24 protein-coding genes, 1 pseudogene and 2 riboswitches are annotated in these 24333 nt (G+C 35.5%); of the genes and pseudogenes, 16 read left to right on the top strand and 9 right to left on the bottom strand.

Annotation, left to right across the window (positions count from 1 at the left end):
* The first annotated feature begins 126 nt into the window (after positions 1-126).
* The 6 genes from phoU (at position 127) to glcK (ending at position 5693) form a co-directional block, all read left to right on the top strand.
* A complete protein-coding gene (phoU, locus tag KPL75_RS08050; RefSeq protein ID WP_002145720.1) occupies positions 127-783 on the top strand; it encodes a phosphate signaling complex protein PhoU in 657 nt (218 codons plus the stop codon).
* Between the two features lie 346 nt (positions 784-1129).
* On the top strand, positions 1130-3484 hold the full coding sequence (locus KPL75_RS08045; protein ID WP_219920233.1) for a sugar phosphate nucleotidyltransferase: 2355 nt from the start codon (positions 1130-1132) through the stop codon (positions 3482-3484).
* A gap of 69 nt (positions 3485-3553) precedes the next feature.
* The gene (rpmG, locus tag KPL75_RS08040; RefSeq protein ID WP_001265616.1) at positions 3554-3703 is read left to right on the top strand and encodes a 50S ribosomal protein L33; all 150 of its coding nucleotides are present in this window, start codon (positions 3554-3556) and stop codon (positions 3701-3703) included.
* Positions 3704-3807: 104 nt separating this feature from the next.
* The gene (locus KPL75_RS08035; protein WP_219920232.1) at positions 3808-4386 is read left to right on the top strand and encodes a 5-formyltetrahydrofolate cyclo-ligase; all 579 of its coding nucleotides are present in this window, start codon (positions 3808-3810) and stop codon (positions 4384-4386) included.
* Positions 4387-4489: 103 nt separating this feature from the next.
* Complete coding sequence (locus KPL75_RS08030) at positions 4490-4690, top strand: YqgQ family protein (protein WP_000253699.1); 201 nt, start codon at positions 4490-4492, stop codon at positions 4688-4690.
* 19 nt (positions 4691-4709) lie between these two features.
* The gene (gene glcK, locus KPL75_RS08025; protein WP_219920228.1) at positions 4710-5693 is read left to right on the top strand and encodes a glucokinase; all 984 of its coding nucleotides are present in this window, start codon (positions 4710-4712) and stop codon (positions 5691-5693) included.
* Positions 5694-5773: 80 nt separating this feature from the next.
* Here glcK and KPL75_RS08020 read toward each other — a convergent pair whose 3' ends face one another.
* Positions 5774-5947 (bottom strand): DUF2759 domain-containing protein, encoded by a 174-nt coding sequence (locus KPL75_RS08020; protein ID WP_002015138.1) that lies wholly within the window; start codon positions 5945-5947, stop codon positions 5774-5776.
* Positions 5948-6117: 170 nt separating this feature from the next.
* On the opposite strand from KPL75_RS08020, the gene KPL75_RS08015 reads away from it, so the two are divergent.
* Both KPL75_RS08015 and KPL75_RS08010 read left to right on the top strand, forming a co-directional pair.
* A complete protein-coding gene (locus KPL75_RS08015) occupies positions 6118-6747 on the top strand; it encodes an MBL fold metallo-hydrolase (RefSeq protein WP_016106164.1) in 630 nt (209 codons plus the stop codon).
* 9 nt (positions 6748-6756) lie between these two features.
* Complete coding sequence (locus KPL75_RS08010) at positions 6757-7869, top strand: class I SAM-dependent methyltransferase (RefSeq protein ID WP_219920226.1); 1113 nt, start codon at positions 6757-6759, stop codon at positions 7867-7869.
* Between the two features lie 151 nt (positions 7870-8020).
* On the opposite strand, the gene KPL75_RS08005 is transcribed toward KPL75_RS08010, so the two are convergent.
* The 4 genes from KPL75_RS08005 to metI all read right to left on the bottom strand — a co-directional run bounded on the left by KPL75_RS08005 (position 8021) and on the right by metI (position 11696).
* A complete protein-coding gene (locus tag KPL75_RS08005) occupies positions 8021-8311 on the bottom strand; it encodes an ArsR/SmtB family transcription factor (RefSeq protein WP_000894375.1) in 291 nt (96 codons plus the stop codon).
* Positions 8312-8739: 428 nt separating this feature from the next.
* Positions 8740-9252 (bottom strand): cysteine hydrolase family protein, encoded by a 513-nt coding sequence (locus tag KPL75_RS08000; protein WP_219920218.1) that lies wholly within the window; start codon positions 9250-9252, stop codon positions 8740-8742.
* A gap of 171 nt (positions 9253-9423) precedes the next feature.
* A complete protein-coding gene (gene metC, locus KPL75_RS07995) occupies positions 9424-10587 on the bottom strand; it encodes a cystathionine beta-lyase (RefSeq protein ID WP_219920216.1) in 1164 nt (387 codons plus the stop codon).
* Positions 10584-11696, bottom strand: a complete 1113-nt coding sequence (metI, locus tag KPL75_RS07990; RefSeq protein ID WP_219920212.1) for a cystathionine gamma-synthase/O-acetylhomoserine thiolyase — start codon at positions 11694-11696, stop codon at positions 10584-10586. The genes metC and metI overlap by 4 nt, the downstream gene beginning before the upstream one ends.
* Before the next feature lie 93 nt (positions 11697-11789).
* A riboswitch (SAM riboswitch) is annotated at positions 11790-11903 on the bottom strand.
* A 203-nt stretch (positions 11904-12106) separates the two neighbouring features.
* Positions 12107-12216, top strand: a riboswitch (SAM riboswitch).
* Between the two features lie 70 nt (positions 12217-12286).
* Between metI and KPL75_RS07985 the strand changes: the two genes are divergently transcribed.
* From KPL75_RS07985 to KPL75_RS07960, 6 genes are all read left to right on the top strand, one after another.
* The gene (locus KPL75_RS07985) at positions 12287-14119 is read left to right on the top strand and encodes a bifunctional homocysteine S-methyltransferase/methylenetetrahydrofolate reductase (RefSeq protein ID WP_219920209.1); all 1833 of its coding nucleotides are present in this window, start codon (positions 12287-12289) and stop codon (positions 14117-14119) included.
* A complete protein-coding gene (gene metH / locus KPL75_RS07980; RefSeq protein WP_219920206.1) occupies positions 14119-17517 on the top strand; it encodes a methionine synthase in 3399 nt (1132 codons plus the stop codon). Before KPL75_RS07985 ends, metH begins: the two co-directional genes overlap by 1 nt.
* Positions 17518-17535: 18 nt before the next feature.
* The gene (locus KPL75_RS07975) at positions 17536-18594 is read left to right on the top strand and encodes an undecaprenyldiphospho-muramoylpentapeptide beta-N-acetylglucosaminyltransferase (RefSeq protein ID WP_219920204.1); all 1059 of its coding nucleotides are present in this window, start codon (positions 17536-17538) and stop codon (positions 18592-18594) included.
* A gap of 245 nt (positions 18595-18839) precedes the next feature.
* The gene (locus KPL75_RS07970) at positions 18840-19082 is read left to right on the top strand and encodes a DUF3966 domain-containing protein (protein WP_085960924.1); all 243 of its coding nucleotides are present in this window, start codon (positions 18840-18842) and stop codon (positions 19080-19082) included.
* Between the two features lie 97 nt (positions 19083-19179).
* Positions 19180-19554, top strand: a complete 375-nt coding sequence (locus KPL75_RS07965; RefSeq protein WP_219920203.1) for a nucleoside 2-deoxyribosyltransferase — start codon at positions 19180-19182, stop codon at positions 19552-19554.
* A gap of 80 nt (positions 19555-19634) precedes the next feature.
* Positions 19635-20123, top strand: coding sequence for a hypothetical protein (locus tag KPL75_RS07960; protein WP_219920201.1), 489 nt, complete (start codon positions 19635-19637; stop codon positions 20121-20123).
* 33 nt (positions 20124-20156) lie between these two features.
* Here KPL75_RS07960 and KPL75_RS07955 read toward each other — a convergent pair whose 3' ends face one another.
* Entirely contained in the window at positions 20157-20468 is a 312-nt protein-coding gene (locus KPL75_RS07955) for a hypothetical protein (protein WP_219920199.1), read from the bottom strand.
* Positions 20469-20720: 252 nt separating this feature from the next.
* Here KPL75_RS07955 and KPL75_RS07950 point away from each other — a divergent pair, with 252 nt between their 5' ends.
* Positions 20721-20936 (top strand): DUF3912 family protein, encoded by a 216-nt coding sequence (locus KPL75_RS07950; RefSeq protein ID WP_219920197.1) that lies wholly within the window; start codon positions 20721-20723, stop codon positions 20934-20936.
* 87 nt (positions 20937-21023) lie between these two features.
* A pseudogene (locus KPL75_RS07945) lies at positions 21024-21423 on the top strand (hypothetical protein).
* Positions 21424-21666: 243 nt separating this feature from the next.
* Here the strand turns inward: KPL75_RS07945 and KPL75_RS07940 are convergent.
* From KPL75_RS07940 to KPL75_RS07930, 3 genes are all read right to left on the bottom strand, one after another.
* Positions 21667-23061: an L-cystine transporter gene (locus tag KPL75_RS07940; protein ID WP_219920195.1), complete on the bottom strand. Its 1395-nt coding sequence runs from the start codon at positions 23059-23061 to the stop codon at positions 21667-21669.
* 108 nt (positions 23062-23169) lie between these two features.
* Positions 23170-23412, bottom strand: a complete 243-nt coding sequence (locus KPL75_RS07935; protein ID WP_002015110.1) for a DUF2626 domain-containing protein — start codon at positions 23410-23412, stop codon at positions 23170-23172.
* 129 nt (positions 23413-23541) lie between these two features.
* Positions 23542-24237: a helix-turn-helix transcriptional regulator gene (locus tag KPL75_RS07930; protein WP_219920193.1), complete on the bottom strand. Its 696-nt coding sequence runs from the start codon at positions 24235-24237 to the stop codon at positions 23542-23544.
* Positions 24238-24333 lie beyond the last annotated feature (96 nt).

Raw genomic sequence — 24333 nt, 5'->3', positions numbered from 1 at the left:
TTTCTCACTTTCACCTCATTCTAATAGGGGAGTAATATTTCTCTTTTCTCAAGGCTTAATAAACATACAAGAGGCTGGGTAGGGGATTTATATAAAATAGCGCATAATATTGAGGGGGAAGAAACGATGGTAAGAGAACAGTTTCAATGTGATTTAAAAACGTTACAGCAAAAGGTGATCGAGCTTGGTGAGTTAGCAAGGGAAGCTTTATTGATTGCTATGGAAGGTCTTCACAACAGGGATGTAGAGAAAGCGTTAGAAGTCATTGATGGGGATTATCGCATGGATAATTTAGAAGAGGAAATAAATGACCTTGCGCTTATGCTTATTACAAAGCAGCAGCCTGTAGCAAGTGATTTAAGAAGGATTTTCATTTCAATTAAAACAGCGACAGATTTAGAACGTATTGCAGACCATGCTGTTAATATTGCGAAATCAACAATTCGTCTTGGTGAAAAAGAAGTGGTCGTTAGCTTGCGTAATCTTGAGGAAATGTTTGAGATTGCTCATAAGATGTTAAATTTAGCATTAGAAGCATATGAGCAAGAAAATTTAACTTTTGCTAAACAAATTGCTGAAATGGATGATTCAGTTGATGAAATTTATGGGAAAGCGATTCGTGAATTTATTTCCTCTGTCCCTGGACAACCAGAAGCGATTACACAAATTACACAGCTATCCTTTGTTGCAAGATATATTGAGCGTGTAGCAGACCATGTTACAAATATTGCTGAGAATGTATTTTATTTAGTAAAAGGAAAGCATTATTTATTGAATGAGTAGGGGGAAAAGTAGGTGATGAGAAATCACCTACTTTTTTTAGTCAAAACATGACAAAAAAAGCTCGTTGTTTCCTTTAGTCTATGATGATAAGATGTATCATAATTAATGGAAAAAGAAGTACATATGTGTTAGTTATGTCTTATTAATTATTTTACTAAGTTAATGGTAAGCGCTTTCTTTTTTTATCGGGAGTTAAAAGGTATATTTATTCATAAAGTGAGGCTTTAATTAGTGGGGCTGTCTCTCACTGATTGTTAGATTTACCAAACCGGACTTTTCCTGCAGTTAATGTGGGATAAATGATATACGGAGTTCTTGAACATTATATAAGTGGAGGCTGAAGTATATGAAGGGGGTTATTTTAGCTGGAGGAAAAGGGAGACGTCTTAGACCATTAACATGTAATACTCCAAAACCGATGTTACCATTGTTAGAAAAACCAGTTCTTGAATATAATATTGAATTATTACGTCAGCATGGTATTCGTGAAATTGCAATTACAGTTCAATATATGAGTACTGCCATTAAGCAATACTTTGGTGATGGTAGTAAGTGGGGAGTTAACTTGTATTATTTTGAAGATTCTCCTCCGCTTGGAACAGCAGGGAGCATTAAGCAAGCGGAAAGTTTTTTAGATGAAACATTTGTTGTTATTAGTGGGGATGCATTAACTGACTTTCAATTATCAGAAGGAATTGCATTTCATGAACAGAAGAAGAGAATGGTAACGATGTTTGCGAAAGAAGTAGAAAATCCACTCTCATTTGGGTTAGTTGTAATGAATAAAGAACAAGAAATTATACGATATATAGAAAAACCGAGCTGGAATGAGGTAGTTTCTAATATTGTGAATACAGGTATTTATATAATGGAGCCAGAAATCTTTTCTTACATACCATCCATGGGATTTTCGGATTTCAGTCATGATGTGTTTCCGTTATTGGCAAATGAAAATGCTTTATTTGCATATTTATCAGAAGACTATTGGCTAGATATTGGTACACTTGATCAATATAGGCAGGCTCAATTTGATTTGTTGACGAAAAAATTGAAGGTGCCTATTCCATATACAGAAATATTACCAATGGTGTGGATGGGAGAAGGCGTAACGATAGGAAAAGGGACGAAAATTCATGGCCCTTCTTTTATTGGAGAAGGGGCAATGATTGGTGCGGGGGCTATAATTGAACCGTACTCTATTATTGGGAAAAATAGTATCGTTTCAAGCTATTCTCATCTTCAAAAAAGCATCATTTTTGCAAACGCTCATATAGGAAAAAATTGTGAGTTGTTAGAAACAACAATAGGAGATCATACAATGGTCGAAGATGATGTTACACTTTTTCAAAAAAGTATTGTAGCGGACCATTGTCATATAGGGAAAAGTACAGTAATTAAGCAAAAAGGAAAAATATGGCCATATAAGGAGATAGATAGTCATTCGATAGTAGGTTCTGCCGGTGTTAAAGAGAGTGAAAAGAGTGCAGGGTGGTTACAAAAAAGCCGGATTGTAGGAAGGGGTAATGTTGAAATTACTCCTCAATTTATTGTGAAAGTTGCAATGGCTTATGGATCTCTTTTTGCTAAAGGAGAGAGTATATTGATTGGAAGTCAGGAAAATATAGAAACAACTTCCTTTAAAAATTTATTCCTCCATGCCATTCATGGCAGCGGGATTCATACGATGGAATGTAAAGAAATGAATGAGTCGCTTTTTCAGTATGCCATTCATAATTTGCAATGTGCAGGTGGAGTTTTCGTTCAAGTGGAAAGCGAAAGAGGGATTGTTATACAATTGTATGGTAAGGAGGGCTCATTTTTAACGTATAAGCAGCAAAAAGCGATAGAACAAGTATATATGTCTGAGTCGTTTTATTACGCTTGTGAGAAAGAAATGGGACGAAATAAGCTAGTTCACGTTTCTGTAAATAATTATGTAGAAGCTGTGTTAGAGCGTATTGATATTGAAACGATACAAAAACAGAAGTTTCATCTTCTTATTAATAAGAGAAATGATATGTTACAACATTTACTTATGATTTTTTTGCAAAGGCTCGGATGCACAGTTACATGGATTTATGCGGGCGAACAAAAGCATCATGTGAAAGCCTTGATGAAATCAAGTAAAGCAAATATGGCACTTATGTTTTCAGAGCAAGGAAATTATTTCGAGTTATATGATAATCATAGTAATATTTACCAGGGAACAGATTTTGAAGAGGTAGATATTCCAGATTTATTACTTGAATCGGCAGGAAATATTTACCCGATGTCTTTGAAATTAGGAGAATGTTACCTTCTATTTTATACGCAGGATGAAAAAAAGTCGTTTCAAGCGAGATGGAAGCGAGATATTTTATATCGAATTGGAAAATTATTCGAGCTAATAGCATTGCAGGGAAAAACATTTCTCAGCATAGTAGAGCAATCACCTCCGCTCTATCTACTTTGTGATGAAGTTGTATGTTCATGGAATGAAAAAGGGAAAGTAATGAGGAAATTATTGGCTGATATGGAAAGAAAGGAAGAAGGTATATTTGAAGGAGTACAGTTCAAATATACCGAAAAAGAGTGGTCTTATATCGTTTCTGACACAAAACAACCGAAATTTTTAGTGTATTCGCATGCTAGAAACCCAGTAATAGCAAGGGAAAACATGAAAAATCTTATAGAAAAAATTAGACAATATCAAAAGGTGTAGAATTTTTATTTTAAAAGTGGTATTATAGTATAGTCTGATTTAAGTTATTAGTACTGGAGGGAAATAAGAATGCGTGTGAATATTACTCTAGCATGTACAGAATGCGGAGATCGTAACTATATCTCAAAGAAAAACAAACGTAACAACGCTGAGCGTATCGAGCTTAAAAAGTATTGCAAGCGTGACAAGAAGTCTACGTTACACCGTGAAACAAAGTAAGCAGTAGGAATATTTTCCTACTGTTTCTTTTTTTATTCGGTTCCTCTGTTAAAAGTGATACACTATCATCGTAGAGCAAAGTGTCACTGTGAGGGGGAAAATGTGTGAGAGAAGAGAAACTACGTTTACGTAAACAAATAATAGAACACATGAATTCTTTATCAGAAGAACGGTATACAACTTTATCAGAGCAAATTGCAGCTTCGTTGTATGCGCAAAAAGAGTGGGTTGAAGCTAAAACAATTGGAATCACCCTCTCAATGGAAAATGAAGTGAATACATATCCTATTATCGAAAAAGCTTGGGAAGAAGGAAAGAAAGTTGTCGTTCCGAAGTGTAATAAAGGAACACGAACGATGTCTTTCCGGAAAATTAGTAATTTTAATCAATTAGAAACAGTGTATATGAATTTACGTGAACCAATTCCAGCGCTTACGGAAGAAGTGAATGCAGATGAAATTGATCTTCAAATCGTGCCAGGCGTAGCTTATACAGAGCGAGGAGAACGGATTGGATATGGCGGTGGCTATTATGATCGTTATCTCGTGCATTATAAAGGGAAAGCGCTATCATTAGCTTATAGTTTTCAAATGGTAGAACATATTCCAGTAGAGCCATTTGATAAAAATGTAGAAAAAATTATTACAGAAAAAGGAACAATGGTTAAAAATGGGCTTGTATAGACAAATAAAAATTGACGAGACTTTTTCTTCGTGATTATAATAAAATATGTGAACGTTTTCTTATTATAATTTTTTATAGTAAGTGAGCATAGAGGGTGATGAAATGGTATCTATTTATGATATTCAGCAATTGCTAAAGAAATTTGGTACGATTATTTATACGGGTGATCGAATTGCAGATTTACAATTAATGCAAGATGAATTGCGTGAATTAAATCAATCACAGCTAATCGATCCACAAGACTATCAAACAGCTTTATTTTTATTGAAGCAAGAAATTCAAAAAGAGCTAAATAAGAATTAGATAAAGGTAGGTAAGTAACATGGAAGAGAAATGGTTAGTTGGTGTTGACCTTGGTGGTACAACGATTAAATTAGCATTTATTAATGTGTACGGTGAAATTTTACATAAGTGGGAAATCCCTACGAATACAAATGAACAAGGAAAACATATTACACTTGATGTAGCGAAAGCTATTGATAAAAGGTTAGAAGAATTAGGTGAATTAAAAAGCAAGCTAATTGGTATTGGTATGGGAGCTCCTGGTCCTGTACATGTGGCATCTGGAATGATTTATGAAGCGGTTAATTTAGGATGGAAAAACTATCCTTTAAAAGATTTACTAGAAGTAGAAACGGGATTACCTGTTGTTATTGATAATGATGCAAACTTAGCAGCGCTTGGTGAAATGTGGAAAGGTGCTGGTGAAGGAGCAAAAGATTTAATTTGTATGACACTTGGCACTGGTGTTGGTGGTGGTGTTATCGCCAATGGTGAGATTGTACATGGTATAAGCGGTGCTGCTGGTGAGATTGGACATATTACAGTTGTTACAGAGAACGCTTTTCCATGTAATTGCGGGAAGTCGGGTTGCTTAGAAACGGTGGCCTCTGCAACAGGTATTGTGCGTGTTGCTATGCAAAAAATACAAGAGACAGATAAAGAAAGTGTTTTACGTTCTATGTTAGCAGAAGAAGGGCTTATTACATCAAAAAATGTGTTTGAAGCGCTTGGACAAGGTGACGAACTAGCAGGTGAAGTAGTGGAAAAAGTAGCTTCTTATTTAGGCTTAGCTGTAGCGAACCTTGCTAGTACGTTGAACCCAGAGAAAATCGTAATTGGTGGTGGCGTATCTAAAGCTGGGGATGCACTATTAGAGCCAATCCAACGTTATTTCGAGCAATATGCTTTCTCTCGTGCTGTAAAGAGCACAAAGTTAGCAATTGCAATACTTGGTAATGATGCAGGTGTAATTGGAGGAGCGTGGCTTGTAAAAAAGCACAAATACGAGGCGAAGATGATATAAGTTGTGAATAATGAGAAGAGGAAGGGACCCCCTTCCTCTTTTTATGCAAGATCTTGTTGGAGAATAAAAATGTAAATGGATTAAGCTGTTGGTGGGTACCCATTATATAGAACGGTCATGATTGTAAACCATCCGAAAACAAGTACGGTTGCAATAGCGAAGCCGCCCGCGAATAAGTTTTTTTCGCGAAGTGTTCTAAGCGTAGCAAATACAGCTAACAGAGTGACTAGCGTAAAAATAATAACAAGGCCCATACAATATCCTCCTCTGTCTACTCATTCCTTAGGATGAGTTTTTAGAATATTTACTCTTTTATATTGTACATGTTTTAAAAATGATTGTCGAGATAACACCGCTTCTTTTCCTAAGAGAAAGAAATGTTGTATCATTAAAAGTAAATTAAATAACTGGAGGAGATTTTCATATGAAATGGATACAAATGCCGTTAGGCCCATTACAAACAAATGCTTATATTTTAACGAATGATCAAAATGAGTGTATTATCTTTGATCCTGGCCATGAAGGAGAGAAACTTGTTACATATTTACAAGAAGCACAGTTAAAACCACTTGCGGTTTTATTAACACATGCTCATTTCGATCATATCGGTGCTGTTGATGCGGTGAGAGACGCTTTTCATATTCCTGTATACGTACATAAAGAAGAAGCGGATTGGTTAGGCGATGCAACTGTGAATGGCTCGCAAATTTTTATGATGAACCGCAGTATTACAGCGAAACCAGCAGATCATATTATTGACGAAGAGGGTACATTAACGATTGATTCTTTTAGTTTTGAAATTTTTGAGACACCAGGGCATTCTCCAGGAAGTATTTCTTATTATAGTAAAGAAGCGAATGCTGTATTTTCTGGAGATGTATTGTTCCAAATGAGTATTGGAAGAACGGATTTACCTGGTGGAAGTTTTGCTGAATTAATTGGAAGTATTGAAGAGAAATTATTTGTATTACCAGATGAAACAGCGGTGCTATGTGGACACGGTCCAGAAACAAGCATTGGTTTTGAAAAAGAAAACAATCCATTTTTACAATAAGGAGTCATTATGGGGATGGAGCTCATTTTAAGAGAATGGATGGGAAAAGAAAAGGATCATTCGATTTCATATAGTACGTATATGAACCTCGTATTATATGCAGAGGAACATGGGTATTATATGAGAGAACGTGAAAAAATTGGAAGACAGGGAGATTTTTTTACGAGTAGCAATGTATCTTCTGTATTTGCGAAGACTTTTGCTAAGTTTTTTATTCGGCTTGTTGAAAAGGGAGAAGTTTCTCCAAATATTTGTGAGATTGGTGGGGGAACAGGAAAGTTTGCCTATGATGTTTTACAAGAATGGAAACAATTATCTCCGGAAACCTTTATCAATTTAAACTATTCAATTATTGAAGTGAGCCCTTTTCATAGAAGGCTACAAAAGGAGAGTCTTTGCTTATTTGATAATGTGTCGTATTATACATCTTATATTGAAATGGGAGAGTCTTTCGAAGGAATTATTTTTTCGAATGAATTATTTGATGCGTTTCCTGTTGAAATAGTTGAGAAAAGAAATGGAATTTTGTATGAAGTACGTATCACGTATACAGATGAGGGGAACCTTACAGAAGTATTTAGACCGATAGAGAAAAGAATCGGTCGTTACTTATTGAAATATAACATTCACATTGCTGAGGGGCAGCGCTTTGAAGTGCCTATTGCAATGGAAGAGTATATAGAAGAGATTACGACATGGTTTCAGAAAGGTATATGTATTACAGTTGATTATGGATATACAAAAGAAGAATGGATGCATCCTGCACATCATGAAGGAAGTTTAAGAGGATATTATAAGCACAAGCTAATTCGTAATCCGCTTGCATATCCAGGAGAAATGGACCTTACTACGCATGTTCATTGGGATGAGTTGAAGATGAATTTTGAGCTACAAGGAATTAATACGATATGGCATAGGAAGCAATCAGAGTTTTTGTTAGCAGCAGGAATATTAGATCAGCTTGCTAGCCATCAAGATACCAATCCTTTTTCTGAAACTCAAAAACTAAATCGAGCAGTTCGTTCTATGATTTTGAACGGAGGATTAGGTAATGCTTTCGATGTTGTTATACACACGAAAGATATGAAGAATTTACTTTTGAATCAATATTTAACAATATGAAAAAAAACAAGACACAGTATTTTCTGTGTCTTGTTTTTTAATACGACTTTTAATTATGTAGCATTATATATTTTCTCTCATGATATATATTTATATTAAAGATATGAGATGAAAAATATAGAATACGCTCTTTTTCTCTGTCTATAGGTCCCTAACCTAATAATACGCGAACGAGTTGAATAATTGTTTCGTTTTCTACTTTGTAGTAAATTTCCAATCCTTTTCTTTCACTAGAAACGATTTTAGCACTTTTTAACTTGGCTAAATGCTGTGAAATTGTAGATTGTGGCATGTTTAAGCCTGTGTACATTGTAGAAACGTTGCTTGGGCCACGTTCAATTAATCCCTTTACAATACATAAGCGAACAGGATGAGCAAGCACTTTCAATAATTCTGCATTGCTTTCATATAGTTCTATTTCTTTTTGAAAGGTTTCTAACATGTTCTTTTCCACCTCCGTGTGAGCTGTTATACCATACTATACATACCAAAAAATCAAAGAAAAGAAAACAGTTGTTGCAGAAAAAAAGTCCTAAAGTAAAGAAATTGTAAGAAAAGAGACCCTGATGTAAATAAAATAGATAAATTTGCACAGTTTTGTAAAATGACATTTTTGGGTGAAAATTTTGATGCGTTTCAAAAATTGAAAGATATAGATATATTCGTAACACAATTTTATCATGATTTTCTTATTCTTTCAAATGAATATACAAAATTTTTAAAATAATATGACAAAGGAATTATAATGTTATATATAGAATATATAACAGTTTAAAAGAAGCCCAATGTAATCAGCTTCTTTATGATGATAATGAGACACTTGAGTGTAGCTGATAAATCTTAGAATAATCAAGTCATTAGTCATTTATTCTAGAGTTCATCTTTTATCAACTTTAAAAATCTGTGGTTCCATATATTCTCATGAAAATCAATTGTCTCTTTTGCAGACATAAATGAATTATTCAAAGTAGAGGTTGCTTTCTGTACCATGAAGTTTTCGTATCCTAGTCCGTGGGCAAATTTAATCGTAGCATCCATGCAGTATTCTGTTTGGGCACCACAGAATTCAATACGATGTACAGATAATTGATCTAAAATTTCTTTTAAGTTTGTTTTATAAAATGAATTTGCATGTGTTTTTCTTACAAAAAAATCTTGTTCTTGAACATCTAGATCGGTATGAATAGCCCAAAGTTCTTTTTCGGGTACTAAATCATCATCACAATGTTGAACAAAAATGATTGGTTTATTTGATTTTCTGTATGAAGAAATTCTTTTATTTACTTTTGTAAGCAAGTTTTGTAAATCAAATAAATGCTCTCCGCTATAACATACCCCATTTTGTAAATCGATAACGATTAAAATATCTGCACAAGTCTCCATTATTTTTACCCCTTTTTTATTTCTTAATATATCAATTAATCCATTACTTGGAAATAGATGATATACTTTTATTTTTTAATGAACTATACAAAAAGAAAAAACATTAAAATGAATATGCTAGACAGCATAAAAAGAAGATATGAAAACTTAATTTCATATCTTCTTTTCTCTCTATGCATTTACAGGTTCTTCTACATAAGAAAGAGCATTTTCGAAATCGGATATTAAATCGTTAACATTTTCAAGACCAACCGATAAACGGAGTAATGAATTAGAAATCCCTCTTTCATCACGTGCTTCCTGTGATAAGGCTGCATGTGACATTTTTGCTGGATATGAAAGAATAGATTCAACAGCTCCTAGACTAACCGCAAAAACGGGTAGTTTAACTTTTGATAAAAATTGGCGCAATGCATCTTCGGATTGTAAGGTGAAAGATAAAACAGCCCCAGCTGATGTTGCTTGAGTTTGTTGAATACTATAGCCAAAATGTGATTGTAATCCAGGGTAATAGACATTTTGAACTTTAGCGTGCTCTTGTAAATAATGTGCAATTTTATTGGCACCTGCAGCTGAGTGCTCGAGACGTACATGCAATGTTTTAATGCCGCGAAGTACGAGAGAACAATCTTGAGGTCCTAAAATAGCACCAAAAGCATTTTGTAGAAAGCCGAGCTTTTGAGCGAGTTCTTCATCTTTTACGACAGCTAATCCAGCGGTGACATCGCTATGACCGGCAATGAATTTTGTGGCACTATGAAGGACGACATCGGCGCCAAGATCAAGTGGCTTCTGGAATAATGGTGTCAAAAATGTATTATCAACAAAAGTAAGAGCGCCAATAGATTTTGCAAGTTTAGAAACCTCGCGAATATCTGTTACTTTTAAAAGTGGATTAGAAGGCGTTTCTACATAAAAGAGTTTTGTATTTGGTTTAATGTTTTGCTTTATTTCTTCTAAATTGGTCATATCAACAAATGTATGTGAAACACCGTAACGGGAGAGAACTTCAGTTATAATTCGGTAAGTGCCTCCATATACATCTTCTGAAATAAGAACATGGTCACCTTGTGAAAGAAGGAGAAATGCAGTAGAAATTGCTGCAATGCCTGATGCAAAGGCAAATCCTTTTGTCCCGCCTTCTAATAAAGCAATGATATCTTCAAGAGCTTCACGTGTTGGATTTCCAGATCTACTATAGTCATACTTTCCGAAAGCATCTACATCAAACTGATGAAATGTTGATGTGTTATAGATGGGAACGTTAACAGCTCCTGTGTGTGAGTCATGCTTGTATTGATTATGCAGTAAAAGCGTATCTATGGAATAGCTCATATTCTTACACCTTCTTTTACAAGTTTAATTGCTTGCTTTAAGTCTTGAATTAAATCATTGCTATTTTCGATGCCGACTGAAAAACGGAGAAGACGATTACACACACCGCGTGCTGTTCGAATATCTTCTGGAATATCGGCATGAGTTTGCGTTGCTGGATAAGTCATTAAACTTTCGACGCCGCCAAGACTTTCAGCAAATGTAATTAAGGATAAAGATTGTAAGAAAGGATTAATCCAAGTTTCATCTTGAAGGCGAAATGAAATCATACCACCTCTTCCTGGATAAAATACATCTGTCACACCATCTTCATCATTTAAATAAGCAACAATTGCATGAGCGTTTTCTTCATGCTGTTTCATGCGAAGTGCTAAAGTTTTCATCCCTCGAATTAATAGCCATGAATCAAACGGGCTTAAGACAGCACCAGAGGCATTATGATAATGAGCAAGCTCCTCGCAAAGAGATTTCCCTTTCGCAACGACAAGTCCGCTTAGTACATCGTTATGTCCGCCTAAATATTTAGTTGCGCTATGAAGGACGATATTTGCACCTTCTGTTAATGGTTGCTGTATATAAGGTGTATAGAACGTGTTGTCTACAATAAGAAGTAGTCCGTGCCTTTTCGCTACACTTGCTACACTTACGATATCAGTTACTTGCATTAATGGATTAGTCGGTGTTTCTATGAAAATAGCCTTCGTTTGAGATGTGATTGCTTGCTCAATTTGTTTAATAGATTGTGTATCTACGTATCTACATCGAATATTCCACTTGTCTTCATGTTCGGAAAATAGACGATATGTTCCTCCGTATAAGTCTTCAGATACGATAAGTTCATCTCCGGAACGGAATAGTGAAAGGACAAGGAGAACAGCGGCCATTCCTGAGCTACAGGCATACCCTTGCTCACCGCTTTCTAAATCTGCAATTGCCTGTTCTAAAAGACCGCGAGTCGGATTTCCAGTTCTTGAATAGTCAAAGCCAGTAGATTTACCAATTCCTTCGTGACGATAAGCAGTTGAGAAATAAACAGGTGGATTAACAGTTCCTGTTGTAGCTTCGCTACGGTTCCCGATTTGTGCTAGTTTTGTTTCGATTGTTGACATGTGAAAATTCCCCCTTTTAAAGTGAAAGACTAAGTGAATTTAAAATAAAAAAAGCCTTCTAAGAAGAAGGCTTTCGGATTGAATAGAGTCTTCTTCTCATCTGTCAAATCTTTCACAATTTGCTGGAATTAGCACCTTATTAACGAATGAATGTTAATGGTTGCTGAGGCGTCATAGGGCCAGTCCCTCTACCTCTCTAGATAAGAATGTTCGTATGAAATTTTTATTATGTTTTTAACTTTACAACAAAAGATAATTGAATTGCAACTTTATTTTAAATAATTTTTATTTTTCCGCAAGTGTCATTGACTTTTATTTTAGTGCATGCTAAATTTATAAAAAATTAACAAACATTGTTAAAAGGGGAACGTATTTCCTTTTAACTACATAAATAAAATAATAAAGACAAACTCTTATTGAGAGCGGTGGAGGGAAAGGCCCTGTGAAACCCGGCAACCTTCAAACTAAATGTTTGAAACGGTGCTAAAACCTGCAAAACGTGTGTTTTGCATAATAAGAGGAGGAACAATTATGTCCCCCTCTTCAAAGTGAAGAGGGGGTTTTTATATTGATAGAAATGAGGGAGATTCGTGAAATTACTAGATTTATTATCAAAAGGAATTGTAATAGGTGATGGAGCAGTTGGAACTTTATTACATTCACATGGTTTACAAAGTAGTTTTGAAGAATTGAATTTGTCTGATCCAGACTTAATTATATCGATCCATAAACAATATGTAGCTGCTGGAGCGGATGTTATTCAAACGAATACGTATGGTGCGAATGAAGCGAAACTCCGCATGTATGGTCTAGAAAATCAAGTCGCCCAAATTAATAAAGCGGCAGTGAATATTGCGAAAGCATCAATAACAGAGCGGAATGCAATTTTAGGGACAATTGGAGGTATGAAACATATTGGTGCTGTTACAACGACTGATATAGAGAGAGAATTTATGCTACTTGAACAGGCAGGTGCTTTACTAGAAGAACAGGTTGATGGATTACTATTAGAAACTTTTTATGATGAATTTGAATTATTGCATGCCGTTAAAGTGTTGCGTAAACAAACGAATATTCCGATTGTTGCTCAGTTAGCGTTACATGAGGCAGGTACGACTCAAAATGGGAATGATGTCAATGAAATATTAAAACAGCTTTTAGATTACGGTGCCAATGTTGTTGGATTGAACTGTCAACTAGGGCCACTTCATATGACGGAAGCTTTCAAAATGATATCGATTCCTCAAAATGGCTATTTATCAGCATATCCGAATGCAGGTCTCCCAAATTATGTGGAGGGGCGCTACGTATATGAGGGAAGTCCAGCGTATTTTGAAGAGATGACACCAAACTTTATTGAACAAGGTATTCGTTTATTAGGTGGTTGTTGTGGTACTACCCCGGAACATATTGAAGGAATGAAACGTGCTATTGCAAATGTTGCACCTGTAATAGCAAAAGAGACGATTCAAAGGCCTAAAGTGGTCCATACACATGAGAAGCGTTCGAGAGCTCATGTTACTCTCGCAGAAAAGGCAAAGAAACAAACGACAGTTGTAGTGGAATTAGATCCACCGAAAACGTTAGACACGCAGCGTTTTTTTGAAGGGGCAAGAGCACTGAAAAGGGCTGGAGCGGATGCTATTACTCTAGCAGATAATTCATTGGCATCGCCTCGCGTTTCTAATATGGCTATGGGTGCATTATTAACGAAGCACGATATTCCAGTATTGACGCATTTAACGTGTAGAGACCATAACGTCATTGGATTACAATCTCATTTGCTAGGGTTATCAGTGTTAGGTATGGAGGAAGTGCTAGCTTTAACTGGTGATCCAGCGCGTGTTGGTGATTTTCCAGGTGCAACTTCTGTATATGATTTGTCCTCTATTGAGCTCATTAAAATGATTAAAGAAATGAACGATGGGCGTTCCATTTTAGGAAAATCAATTGGTCCAGCAACAAGGTTTTCAGTGGGAGGCGCCTTTAATCCGCATGTAAGGCATTTAAAAGCAGCGGTTAAGCGAATGGAGCGAAAAATAGATGCTGGAGCGGAGTATTTCTTAACTCAGCCAATTTACGATATAGCGTTAATTGAAGAAGTGTATGAAGCGACAAAGCATTTGGAACAACCTATCTTTATTGGAATTATGCCATTAATAAGTAAGCGGAATGCAGATTTTCTTCATTTTGAAGTGCCGGGTATTACGCTCCCTGAAGAGATAAGACAAAGAATGGATAGACATGAAACGAAAGAGGCAGCCATAGAGGAAGGGATTCGTATTTCACAAGAGTTGATCGATGCGGCGATGAAATACTTTAACGGTATTTATCTTATTACACCGTTTTTAAAATATGAAATTACAGAACATCTCGTGAAATATGTGAGAGAAAAGCAAGAAGTGAAAGAAGGTATTAATTGATGAAACGAATAGAAGAGAGATTACAATATGAAATTTTAATATTAGATGGTGCAATGGGAACGATGATCCAGCAAGAAGACTTAACAGCGGAAGATTTTGGAGGAGAAGAATACGAAGGTTGTAATGAATATTTAGTAAAAACAAGACCGGATGTTATTTTAAATATTCATAAAGTCTACATTGAAGCTGGGGCAGATATTATTGAAACGAATACGTTTGGTGCAACGAATATTGTATTAAGTGATTATGCATTGTCTCATTTAGATGAAGAGTTAAACGAAAAGGCAGCGATTTTGGCGAAGCAAGCGGTTAAAGAAAGTGGGAAAGAAGTATATGTTGCGGGAGCGATGGGACCAACGACGAAAGCAATTAGTGTTACAGGCGGTGTGACTTTTGAAGAGTTAATCGAAGCCTATACAAGGCAAGCGAGAGGATTATTAAGAGGAGAAGTTGATGTATTGCTCGTTGAGACGAGTCAAGATATGCGTAATGTGAAAGCTGCGTACCTTGGAATTCAATCGGCGTTTGAAGAACTAAACAAAATAGTACCTATTATGATTTCTGGAACAATTGAACCGATGGGAACGACTTTAGCGGGTCAAACGATCGAAGCCTTTTATTTATCGATAGAGCATATGAAGCCATTATCGGTTGGATTAAACTGTGCCACTGGTCCAGAATTTATGAGGGAACATATCCGTTCTCTATCTGATTTATCAGAGTGTTATATTTCTTGTTATCCGAACGCTGGTCTTCCTGATGAAGATGGGCATTATCACGAATCTCCGGCGTCACTTGCTGAAAAAGTAAAACGTTTTGCTGAAGAAGGATGGATTAATATTATTGGTGGTTGTTGTGGAACAACACCAGAACATATAAGTGCAATGAAATTGGCACTTGCCTCGATTAATCCTCGTGAGCATCATGAAAGGGTTGGACATGGAATTAGTGGACTAGAAGCGTTGCAATACGATGATTCCATGAGACCTTTATTTGTTGGAGAAAGGACGAACGTAATTGGATCGCGTAAGTTTAAAAGATTAGTAGCAGAAGGGAAATTTGAAGAGGCTGCTGAAGTGGCAAGAGCGCAAGTGAAGAAAAATGCTCATATTATTGATATTTGTATGGCAGACCCTGATCGTGATGAAATAGAAGATATGGAAAGATTCTTGGCAGAAGTTACGAAAGTGTTAAAAGTACCGATTATGATTGATTCAACAGATGAAAATGTTATGGCGAAAGCTCTTACTTATATTCAAGGAAAAGGTGTTATCAATTCTATTAATTTAGAGGATGGAGAAGAACGTTTTGAAAAAGTGACACCCCTTCTTCGGAAGTACGGTGCTGCGATAGTTGTAGGGACAATTGATGAAGATGGTATGGCAGTTAGTGCAGAAAGAAAGATAGAAATTGCTAAAAGAAGCTATGAGTTACTAACGAAGAAGTATGGTATACGTCCATCTGATATTATTTTTGATGCACTTGTGTTTCCTGTAGGGACAGGTGATGAAGAATATATAGGTTCAGCGGCAGCGACTATAGAAGGAATTCGTCTTATTAAAGAAGCGTTACCAGAATGTTTAACGATTCTAGGGGTGAGTAACATATCTTTTGGTTTACCACCAGCTGGACGTGAAGTATTAAACTCTGTCTTTCTATACCATGCAACGAAAGCAGGATTAGATTATGCGATTGTTAACACGGAAAAATTAGAGCGCTATGCGTCAATCCCAGAGGAAGAAAAACGTCTTGCGGATGCATTATTATTTGAAACGACGAAAGAGACGTTAGAAAAATTTACAAACTTTTATCGTGTTGCCAAAAAGAAAGATGTCGCTCCACAAGAAACGCTAACACTTGATGAACGACTGGCAAACTATATTGTAGAAGGTACGAAGCAAGGACTACAAGAAGATCTAAGTCTCGCGCTTACAGAAGGACGAAAACCTCTGGATATTATTAACGGACCGCTTATGACAGGAATGGATGAGGTGGGACGATTATTTAATGGTAATGAGCTTATCGTTGCTGAAGTATTGCAAAGTGCTGAAAGTATGAAAGCTGCCGTAAGTTATTTAGAGCCACATATGGAATCTAGTGATAGTGCAAAAAAAGGGAAAGTGTTATTAGCGACTGTAAAAGGTGACGTACATGATATCGGGAAAAATCTCGTTGAAATTATTTTATCAAATAACGGATATGAAATTATTAATTTAGGAATTAATGTTCGTTCGGATCGAATTGTTCAAGAAGTACAAGAAAAGAAACCTGATATTATTGGTCTTTCTGGTTTGTTAGTAAAATCCGCACAACAAATGGTAACGACTGCTGAAGATTTAAAAGCAGCGAATATTGATATTCCAATTGTTGTAGGTGGTGCAGCACTAACGAGGAAATTTACAGATAATCGTATTTCTCCATCTTATAAAGGGCTCGTATGTTATGCAAGTGATGCAATGACAGGTCTTGATATTATTAATAAACTTCAAAAAGAAGAAGAGCGTGAGAAGATGAAACAAGATAAAAAAGAACGTCATCTTCATATCGTGAAAAAAGAGGAGAAGAAAGTGGAGATTCCAGCAGTAATTGAGCCGTTGCCAAAAGCAACTGTTATAGTGCCAGATTCGACGAAACGAGTTGTATTACGGGATATTCCTGCCCTTCATCTTGCACCGTTTTTAAATAGACAAATGTTAATTGGACACCATCTTGGGTTAAAAGGAAACGTAAAAAAACTCCTGCAAGAAGGGGATAAAAGAGCGCATGAGCTAAATGATTTAATTGATGAATTATTACAAGAAGGACAATCTTGGTTACGTCCAAAAGCGGTGTATCAATTTTTCCCGGCGCAAAGTGATGGGAAAAATATAATTATATACGATCCGGAAGATCACACACGTATTATAGAGCGATTTGAATTTCCGAGACAAGGGAAAGCACCATACCGTACTTTAGGGGATTATATACGCCCTATTGGAGATGAGATGGACTATGTTGCGTTCCTATCTGTTACTGTTGGGGAAGGAGTGCGGGACATTGCAGAGGAATGGAAGGCGAAGGGAGATTACTTACGCAGTCATGCAATTCAATCGTTAGCACTTGAATTAGCAGAAGGACTTGCTGAAAAAACACATATGCTTATTCGTGACCGCTGGGGCATTCCAGATTCGCCTGAACTGACGATGGAGGAGCGTTTCCGTACAAAATATAGAGGAATACGCGTATCATTTGGTTATCCAGCATGTCCAGAACTTGCTGACCAGGAAAAATTGTTTCGCTTAATTCATCCAGAGGAAATAGGTATTACATTAACAGAAGGATTTATGATGGAGCCAGAAGCGTCTGTAACGGCTATGGTATTTTCTCACCCTGAGGCAAGATATTTTAGTGTATTATAGTGTTGAAGGGGGAGACGTATGAAAAAAATAGTCTTTACAGGTGGTGGTTCGGCAGGGCATGTAACACCTAATTTAGCCATTATTCCACATTTACAGGAAGAAAATTGGGACATCTCTTATATTGGTTCTCATGAAGGAATTGAGAAAACGATTATAGAAAAGGGAGGCATTCCGTATTATAGTATTGCAAGTGGAAAGCTACGTCGTTATTTTGATTTAAAAAATATAAAAGATCCCTTTCTTGTAATGAAAGGTGTTATGGATGCGTATGTAAGGATTCGAAAACTAAAACCGGATGTGATTTTTTCAAAAGGTGGTTTCGTATCTGTACCAGTCGTAATTGGAGGATGGTTAAACAGGGTGCCAGTTTTATTACATGAATCTGATATGACGCCAGGACTAGCAAATAAAATTGCGCTCCGTTTTGCTTCGAAAATATTTGTTACATTTGAAGAAGCAGCGAAACATTTACCGAAAGAAAAAGTAATATATACGGGATCTCCTGTACGTGAAGAAGTGCTAAAGGGAAATCGTGAAAAAGGTTTAGCGTTTTTAAGTTTTTCACGTAAAAAGCCAGTTATTACAATCATGGGAGGAAGTTTGGGCGCGAAGAAAATTAATGAAACGGTTCGATCCGCGTTGCCAGAACTTCTTAAAAAGTATCAAATTGTTCATCTTTGCGGAAAAGGTAATCTTGATGAAAGTTTACAAAATAAAGAAGGGTATAAACAATTTGAATATATACATGGGGAGTTGCCAGATATATTAGCGACAACAAATTTTGTTATTTCACGTGCGGGATCCAATGCGATTTTTGAGTTTTTAACATTACAAAAGCCAATGGTTTTAATTCCATTATCGAAATTTGCGAGCCGTGGAGATCAAATTTTAAATGCTGAATCCTTTAAAAGACAAGGGTATGCATCGGTATTATATGAAGAGGATGTAACGGTGAACTCGCTTATAAAGCATATAGAAGAGCTATCTAATAATAATGAAACGTATAAAACAGCATTGAAAAAATATAATGGAAAAGAAGCGATTAAAACTATCATTCAACATATTTCAGAGACATGATTAAACAATCATGTCTTTTTTAGTAGGATGAAAGATTCCAAGAATTGATATTTTTATGTTACAATAAAGTGAAACTTTAATCAGTGGGGGGGTCATCCCCCACTGATTATTAGCCTTCACCAATCGGGCTTTTACGGGCAGTTAATCCCACATCTAACTTCTTTGCTTTTGCTGAATTTTGAGGTGGGGGTCTTACTGCCCTCAAATAGCGGGATAACAAAAGGTTAATAGGGAAATTCCAATTGATTAAGCGTGAAAATACGAATGGATTAGGAGTGACTGTGTTGGAGCTAAGTCTCTATGAAAATACTGCACTTATTATATGCTTTGTGTTGTACGTTGGTAGTGTTATTGTTTATATTTCACGGAAATTTTCACAAGAACGAGAGCTTGAAAAATCAGAAATAACAGCTGAACTAGAAATGTTAGCTGATGAAAGTTATAAAAAACAAAAAATAAAAGAAGATCATGAGGCACCCCATCATTGAAACGCAAATAAGTTCTAAAGATGGGGATTTTTTTTTGAAAAAATCCTATTAACGCTAAAACGGAGTTTCCCCATGTATATTTAAGGAGTGGGTATAAATGAAATTTTATATTGCTTCGGGATTTCAAAATAAGCATCTTGTACGTTTCGTATCAAGTCAGTTGAAAGAAGTAGGATGGCATCATACATATGATTGGACGAAAAATGAAAGAGCAGTCGATCAAGAACAATTAAGAGAAATTGGTCAAGCAGAAAAGACGGCTATAAAAGAAGCAGATGTCTTTTTACTTATATTAGATGGCGGAAATGGAAGTCATACAGAGTTTGGAATGGCGATTGCGTTAGAGAAAAAGGTATATATTTATCATGAAGGAAACCCACTGCAAACAACGTTTTATCATCTACCAGAGATAAATATTTTTGAAGGAGATGCAACTGAGTTTGCATCTTATGTTATGAAGCATATGGAATAATAGTAATTACCTAAAAGGTTATAAAAGTGATCTTTTGGGTACAGTGATGATAAGAAAAGCCCATAAAGGAGTTATGTTATATGAAATTAGAAAATGGTTGGGAAACGAGTTTTTTAGAAGTTGTACAAAACAGTGAATTTAAGAAAGATGCAATTCTTAGTCAATTGCTTTTTGCGGATAGTGAAGAAGTAGAAGAGCTTGTTGATGATTATGGTTATGAAGAGATTATTGAACGCGAACATGATGATGAGTTAGCAGGAATTTTAGGAGAAGAACTTTTTAGTGAGATGGAGCAAAACGTATTCTTATCTTCACAGCCAGAAGAAAAACTTATTTCATTCGTAAATGGATTAGGTTTTCATGTGTTAGATTGGATTGTGCTTCTTGAAACAGAATTTGGCATTGATAGCGCAAATTTCACATCAGATGCGGTGAAAATGTTAGAAAAGCGTTTTAGACAGTTTCCGTATATAGAAGAGAAGACAATTTTTGATATGAAGCTTGAAGAAACAATGGATGTATTAGAGTCTGTAACAGGTTTGCATTTAAAAGAAAAGATGGGTGTTTAAAAAAAAGAACGTGATAGCTTCACGTTCTTTTTTTTACATAATAATAATTTTATCATCTAGCTTTGTTTGTCCAGTAAGAAGTGCATTTAAATACTCTACTTTTCGTATGCAAGCTTGTATATGTCTTTCAACCTCTTGTAACTCTGCTTGGTGATGCGTTTCAATTGGATGAATTTGTACGTTAAATTTTTCGAATTGACTATTATATGTTATTTCTGCATAGCCGCTCATAATATCGGTTTCGTTATGAAATAAAAATTGCTTCGTTTCTTCACAGAATGATACATCCTGAAAGCCATATACTTTTAATGCTTCAATTACTTTGTTAATCATTTTTGTATTCATTTTTTAACCCTCTTTACGAAGTTCTACTTTTATATTATAACATAAAAAATTACGTAGAAAGCGCTTCCAAGTGTATTTTATTATAAACTTTACGTTCCAATCATAAAAATGAAACAAAGAAAAAATAATTGTAAAGAAGGAAGGACTCTTTTATTGTTTCGTCATATATATAGAGAAATAGTGCAATGAAAGGAAATTTTCCGAGGTGGAGATTGTATTTCCAATTTGAGCGCAGTAAAAGAGGTGAGAATCTTGAACTTTGATATTGTAGGACAAAAAGCATATATAAAAGATGGGCCGCATCGGAACCGAATTGGAACTGTAAAGAAAAATGAAAAACAATTAGAACCCCACTTTGCTATTGTAATTGGAGAACAAAGTATTGCTGTAGAGCTAAAGGATATCGTTTTAGTTGGAGTAGATGTAGGACAATTTCATAAATGGTGCGAGCAGAATGGTTATTTGTGAAAGGGACGGGCTGTGAGATAATGAAGTATATTTGAGAAAAGAGAATATGTTATTGTATTCTCTTTTTTTGTGTGTAAGGAGGCGGAAATGAAGTATAAAGAACAAGATTTCACATTGGAATTGAAAGAGAAAATTCAATGTATGGAAAAGGAAATAGAGCGAATATCATTTAAACTGTATAAAGAGTATTCGCATTTATACATAGAAAAAAACATGGAATTAGATATGGGATTTGTAAGAGACAAAGAAAATCCCTTTGGGATGGGTTATTATTCATCAGTTGCGATAGCTATATTAGATGAAGAACAAGAGATGATTGAGTTTCACAATATTCCAATTTGGAAATGCGAAAGACTCTTTTTAGGAATGCAAATTCAATCACGGATTTGGGGGAGTAAGAAAATAGGGGGAACTAGTTGAGGAATCTTACTATGAGATTGAGGAAGAGTTAAAAGAGCAACTAGAAGAGTTTTTGGTAGAAGAATAAAGTTTGGATTTTAATGTAAAACATTACAAAAATGTAATTTTTATAAAAGTCAGAAAGGATATATAATTTATTTATAATTATCTATTCTAATATACAGGTGGTGTTTTTAACATGGCTGAAGTAATCGGTAGAGCGTTATTCATAGTGTTTGAGACAATATGTTATGCCCTGTGTTTAAAAGATAAAGAGGAAGATGGAGAGAAATGAAAAAGGACGCTAACATTTTTGTTAGCGTCCTTTTCATTATGAAGCAATTTCACCAGTTTTTACATCGTCTTGATTGTACGTATCTTGATCTAATTCACCAAGCCATTTACTAGAAATAAGACCTGCTGTCATAGAACCACTTACGTTAAGAGCTGTACGACCCATATCGATTAATGGCTCAACCGAGATAACAAGAGCGACAATGCCGATTGGTAAGTTCATTGTAGATAGTACGATTAATGCTGCGAATGTTGCACCGCCACCAACGCCGGCAACACCGAATGAGCTAATAGCAACGACAGCGATTAAAGTTAAAATAAATTGTGGTTGTAATGGATCAATTCCTACGGTTGGAGCGACCATCATAGCAAGCATTGCTGGGTAAATACCTGCGCAACCGTTTTGACCGATAGATACCCCAAAGGATGCAGCGAAGTTAGCGATTCCTTCAGAAATACCAAGTTTTTCTTTTTGTGCTTCAATATTTAATGGCATTGCACCAGCACTAGAGCGAGATGTGAATGCAAATGTTAATACAGGGAACACTTTTTTCAAATATTGAATTGGATTTAAACCAGATAGTGTGATTAATAATAAGTGAATGATAAACATTACGATAAGTGCTACGTAAGATGCTAACACGAAGTTACCAAGTTTTAAAATAGCGTTTATATCACTACCAGCAACTGTCTTTGCCATAAGGGCTAATACGCCGTATGGAGTAAGACGTAAAATTAATGTTACCATATGCATTACGATTGCATATACAGCATCAAGCATCTTTTTAAATAGCTCCGCTTGTTCTGGATATTTTCGTTTTACACCGATAAAGGCGATACCGATAAAGGCTGCAAATATGACAACAGAAATTGTTGATGTTGGACGAGCGCCTGTTAAATCAAGAAACGGATTTGTAGGCAACAGTTCTAATAATTTGTCTGGAATTGTTGTCTTTTCGATAGAAGTAAATCTTTCTTCAACTAGCTTCAGACGAGCAGATTCTGCATCACCTTGTTGTAATCCTGTTGCTGATACATCAAATCCTGCGCTTGCTGCGATACCGACAGCTGCGGCAATTCCTGTAGTAAGAATTAAAATTCCGATAATAAGACCACTGATTTTACCAAGATTTTTCGTTAACTGTAATTTTGTAAAGGCTGAAATAATAGATACTAAAATAAGTGGCATAACAATCATTTGAAGTAATTTTACATAACCGTTACCAATTAAACTAAACCAGGTATTTGATTCGATAATTACTTTAGAAGTAGGCTCATAAATAAATTGTAATATAAGACCGAATATAATTCCGACTCCTAAAGCAGTAAATACACGTTTATTAAAAGACACATGCTTACGTTGCATATAATACAATACGCCAACTAAAATGAGCATGACTGTGATGTTAATTCCGACAAGCAGTGTATTCATGGTGATTCCCCCCTAATTCCAATGTGTTATATAGAATATAAGGTAATAAAACCTATAAGTCAACTAGGGAATTACGGAATTAAAAAAAAGATGGCAAATTGCCATCTTTTAATGTCCAGCTCCAGGGACAAGTAAAAATGTTGTGTACCATGTAAATCCGATGAAGAAAACGGTTAAATATGCCCCGAATACGTATATATACATACGCTCTGTTAATTTTAAATAACTTAAAAGTACGAAGAATCCTGTTTGTCCTAAAAATAGTAGTGCGGTCGAATGCATATCTCCTACGTAAAACATAACCGAGAAAATTCCAGTCCAAAAGCCGAGAACGCGAAACATGCGCTCCATGCCATCTCCCTCCTTTTCTAAAAAATAAAACCTCTTTTCATTATAGTTTATTTTTCTAACTATTGTAAATATTCATTCATATAAAAGAAAGAAGCCAATTATAATATTGACTTCTTCTTAGTTGAAAAACTAAATTTGAACTTTATAGTTACAAGATTTGCATCCATCTAGTAGACTATCGTTTCGAGTTAATTCCACGTTTGGGAATAGGATTTCAAAAATCCCCTTCATCATATCTCCGTGCATATTACAAATTTCAGTCGGATGATGCGCAGCAACTTCTTTAAATGGGCAATTGTGTACATCATAGAAAATTTTTGTGCCATCTGTACTTAATTCAAAAGCAGGAGATAAACCAGCTGTTGAGAATGCTTCTTTTGCGATTTGGATTTTTTGTTCTATCGTCAATGCTTCTGCACTTACATTTAAACGATGCATATGTTGTTGCATTAATTCTTTGCCGAATTGTTTCCCTGTTTCATATAGCGCTTTTTCGCCAGCGCTACCTAAGCTTAGCAGTGAATTAAATGCTATCTGCGCTAATAATTGATAATCGCGAAATGGGAATTGTAACTGGATGACATCTTGAGACAAGACGTATAGTCTGCTTGGTCTGCCGCCTTTCCCAGTTTTTTTTGTTTCTGATTTGAGCATATTAACATCTTCTAATTTAGATAAATGTAAACGCGCTACGTTTGGATGAATGTTAAACTCATCTGCAATTTCTTGTACAGTTACGTAATTATGTTTTTGCGAAATATATTTATAAATGTAATAACGAGTAGGGTCAGATAATACACCTGTAATTTTTAAAGCTTGTTCCATTAGGATCTCCACCTTTATCACTTTATCCAAGATATTAACATTATAATACAGATAAACATACATATAGGTAATTTCAGACAATAATTCGGAAATTGT

The sequence above is a fragment of the Bacillus sp. NP247 genome (assembly GCF_018966865.1).
In the GTDB taxonomy this organism is placed as follows: domain Bacteria; phylum Bacillota; class Bacilli; order Bacillales; family Bacillaceae_G; genus Bacillus_A.
Note: the sequence above shows the minus strand (reverse complement) of the source record. Positions and strands in the feature narration are given on the sequence as shown.

What these genes read in the sequence shown, in the direction of transcription:
- phoU (WP_002145720.1), top strand. Translation starts at nt 127, where the DNA reads ATGGTAAGAGAACAGTTTCAATGTGATTTAAAAACGTTACAGCAAAAG.
- KPL75_RS08045 (WP_219920233.1), top strand. Translation starts at nt 1,130, where the DNA reads ATGAAGGGGGTTATTTTAGCTGGAGGAAAAGGGAGACGTCTTAGACCA.
- rpmG (WP_001265616.1), top strand. Translation starts at nt 3,554, where the DNA reads ATGCGTGTGAATATTACTCTAGCATGTACAGAATGCGGAGATCGTAAC.
- KPL75_RS08030 (WP_000253699.1), top strand. Translation starts at nt 4,490, where the DNA reads ATGGTATCTATTTATGATATTCAGCAATTGCTAAAGAAATTTGGTACG.
- glcK (WP_219920228.1), top strand. Translation starts at nt 4,710, where the DNA reads ATGGAAGAGAAATGGTTAGTTGGTGTTGACCTTGGTGGTACAACGATT.
- KPL75_RS08020 (WP_002015138.1), bottom strand. Translation starts at nt 5,947, where the DNA reads ATGGGCCTTGTTATTATTTTTACGCTAGTCACTCTGTTAGCTGTATTT.
- KPL75_RS08015 (WP_016106164.1), top strand. Translation starts at nt 6,118, where the DNA reads ATGAAATGGATACAAATGCCGTTAGGCCCATTACAAACAAATGCTTAT.
- KPL75_RS08010 (WP_219920226.1), top strand. Translation starts at nt 6,757, where the DNA reads ATGGGGATGGAGCTCATTTTAAGAGAATGGATGGGAAAAGAAAAGGAT.
- KPL75_RS08005 (WP_000894375.1), bottom strand. Translation starts at nt 8,311, where the DNA reads ATGTTAGAAACCTTTCAAAAAGAAATAGAACTATATGAAAGCAATGCA.
- KPL75_RS08000 (WP_219920218.1), bottom strand. Translation starts at nt 9,252, where the DNA reads ATGGAGACTTGTGCAGATATTTTAATCGTTATCGATTTACAAAATGGG.
- metC (WP_219920216.1), bottom strand. Translation starts at nt 10,587, where the DNA reads ATGAGCTATTCCATAGATACGCTTTTACTGCATAATCAATACAAGCAT.
- metI (WP_219920212.1), bottom strand. Translation starts at nt 11,696, where the DNA reads ATGTCAACAATCGAAACAAAACTAGCACAAATCGGGAACCGTAGCGAA.
- metH (WP_219920206.1), top strand. Translation starts at nt 14,119, where the DNA reads ATGAAACGAATAGAAGAGAGATTACAATATGAAATTTTAATATTAGAT.
- KPL75_RS07975 (WP_219920204.1), top strand. Translation starts at nt 17,536, where the DNA reads ATGAAAAAAATAGTCTTTACAGGTGGTGGTTCGGCAGGGCATGTAACA.
- KPL75_RS07965 (WP_219920203.1), top strand. Translation starts at nt 19,180, where the DNA reads ATGAAATTTTATATTGCTTCGGGATTTCAAAATAAGCATCTTGTACGT.
- KPL75_RS07960 (WP_219920201.1), top strand. Translation starts at nt 19,635, where the DNA reads ATGAAATTAGAAAATGGTTGGGAAACGAGTTTTTTAGAAGTTGTACAA.
- KPL75_RS07955 (WP_219920199.1), bottom strand. Translation starts at nt 20,468, where the DNA reads ATGAATACAAAAATGATTAACAAAGTAATTGAAGCATTAAAAGTATAT.
- KPL75_RS07940 (WP_219920195.1), bottom strand. Translation starts at nt 23,061, where the DNA reads ATGAATACACTGCTTGTCGGAATTAACATCACAGTCATGCTCATTTTA.
- KPL75_RS07935 (WP_002015110.1), bottom strand. Translation starts at nt 23,412, where the DNA reads ATGGAGCGCATGTTTCGCGTTCTCGGCTTTTGGACTGGAATTTTCTCG.
- KPL75_RS07930 (WP_219920193.1), bottom strand. Translation starts at nt 24,237, where the DNA reads ATGGAACAAGCTTTAAAAATTACAGGTGTATTATCTGACCCTACTCGT.